This window comes from Apibacter adventoris (assembly GCF_002964975.1).
Classification (GTDB): Bacteria; Bacteroidota; Bacteroidia; order Flavobacteriales; family Weeksellaceae; genus Apibacter; species Apibacter adventoris.
In genome coordinates, this window is record NZ_PSZM01000012.1 from 1 (window position 1) to 1,840 (window position 1,840).

At 28.1% G+C, this 1,840-nt stretch carries 3 protein-coding genes; all 3 read right to left on the minus strand.

The genetic code is table 11. The features are described 5' to 3' along the window. A partial coding sequence (locus tag C4S77_RS02970; RefSeq protein ID WP_395855963.1) for a lipid-A-disaccharide synthase occupies positions 1–418 on the minus strand: 418 nt, incomplete at its 3' end. A gap of 10 nt (positions 419–428) precedes the next feature. Further along, positions 429–1,211 carry an alpha/beta fold hydrolase gene (locus tag C4S77_RS02975; protein WP_105245974.1) on the minus strand — a complete coding sequence of 261 codons (783 nt, stop codon included), beginning with the start codon at positions 1,209–1,211 and terminating at the stop codon, positions 429–431. Between the two features lie 91 nt (positions 1,212–1,302). Beyond that, on the minus strand, positions 1,303–1,840 hold a 538-nt coding region (locus C4S77_RS02980; protein WP_146106024.1), incomplete at its 5' end, for a T9SS type A sorting domain-containing protein.

A 1,840-nucleotide genomic window follows, 5' to 3' on the forward strand; every position in this document is an offset into this window, starting at 1 on the left:
TAACAAACATCTTATCTACATATTTTTTTATGGTTTTTACTCTTCCGGATTTCCATGCCCAGACTTGAGGAGATATGTAGTAAAATGTTTTAATTCCAATTTTTTTTACGTATTTACAAATTCTAAGATTAAATCCGGGATAATCAATAAATATAACGCAATCCGGCTTATATGTTTTTATATCTTGTTTACAGTATTTAATATTTCCTAGAATAGTTCCTAAATTAGAAACTACTTCTGAGAAACCCATAAAAGCCAATTCTTGATAATGTTTTACCATATGTCCTCCTTCATGCTGCATTAAATCTCCTCCCCAAAATCTAAACTCTGCCTGACTATCTATTTTTTTTATTTCTTTCATTAAATTGGATGCATGTAAATCTCCTGAGGCTTCACCTGCAATTATGTAATATCTCATAAATTAATAGCTAAGAGTTTAATAAAAAGTCGTTTACAACATCAAAAAATTCGTTTGGATTATCTGCTTGCACCCAATGTGATGCCTTGGAAACTATAACTAATTTTTCTTTAGGAAACTGTTGACGAATATAAAATTCGTCTTCGGGAAGAATATAATTTGATTTTTCTCCTGAAATAAATAAAGTAGGACCTTCATACTTTCCAAAAGAAATAGGTTTGTTAATTAACTGATTATAGTCTTTGGAAAGCGTGTTTAAGTTAAATCTAAAATCAAAATGATTTTTATCTGTCCTATACACGTTTTTCATAAGAAACTGAATCACTTCTGTTTCATGAATATATTGTGATAAAATATTTTCTACTTCTTTTCTTTCTTTTATTTTAGAAAAATCTACACTTTTAAGAGCTTTTATTATTTCCTGATGATGAGGTGGATAAGCTTTTGGGGCTATATCTACAACTAATAACTTTTCCACTAAATCCGAATGTTTTATTGCACACTCCATTACCGCCTTTCCTCCTAAAGAGTGCCCTAATAATATTGCTTTTTCAATTGAATAATGTTTCATATAGTTTACAATATCTTCTGACATTTCTGTATAATTCATACTTACTGTATGAAAACTTTTTCCATGATTTCGCAAGTCTATTAGATGTACTTCCTGATTTTCTGAAAATTTTTTCCCTAAAGTTCCCCAATTATCTAACATACCAAATAATCCGTGAAAAATTAAAATTGGAATTGTTCCTGGCTTAGCAAATATTTTAGAATGCAATATCTGATTCTCCATATTTTTAAATCTATTTTTACAAAATTAATTATAAATCAATAAACCCCATTATTTAAATAATAGGGTTTATTGATTAAAGTTCTTTTATCTTCTACTCTACAATCAACTTAAGGGTTTTGGTTATTTTACTACTTTTAAATTGTACTATATATATCCCACTCAACACAGGAGACTTAAATTCTAATTTTTGTTCTCCTTTTTTAACAATATAATTATTTATATATATAATTTTACCACTTACATCAAAAATAGTAATTGTTGCATGATTATCTTCAAAATCTGAATTAATATATATGCTACCTACTGAAGTATTCAATGGGTTAGGGACTAATTTTAACTCATTTTTCTTAATTTGTTTATTTTCAATAGATAAATTACATGATCTATTATTTATTTCTAGTGATAAAGAACCTGATTGTGTCGGAGTTCCACTTATGGTCACAGCTATTACTCCACTTCCGGATAAACTTATCTGTTGCCCTTCTGTGCCTACTTCTATTGTTATCCCTTTTTCCGTTTTCTTATAACCTGTAAAGTTTATAGGATTTCCGATTACTGTGTATTTTAATTGTAATGTTTTATTAAAAGAACTTCCTACTTCTAAGGTGGATCCATTTATACTATTACAA

What these genes read in the sequence shown, in the direction of transcription:
- C4S77_RS02975 (WP_105245974.1), bottom strand. Translation starts at nt 1,211, where the DNA reads ATGGAGAATCAGATATTGCATTCTAAAATATTTGCTAAGCCAGGAACA.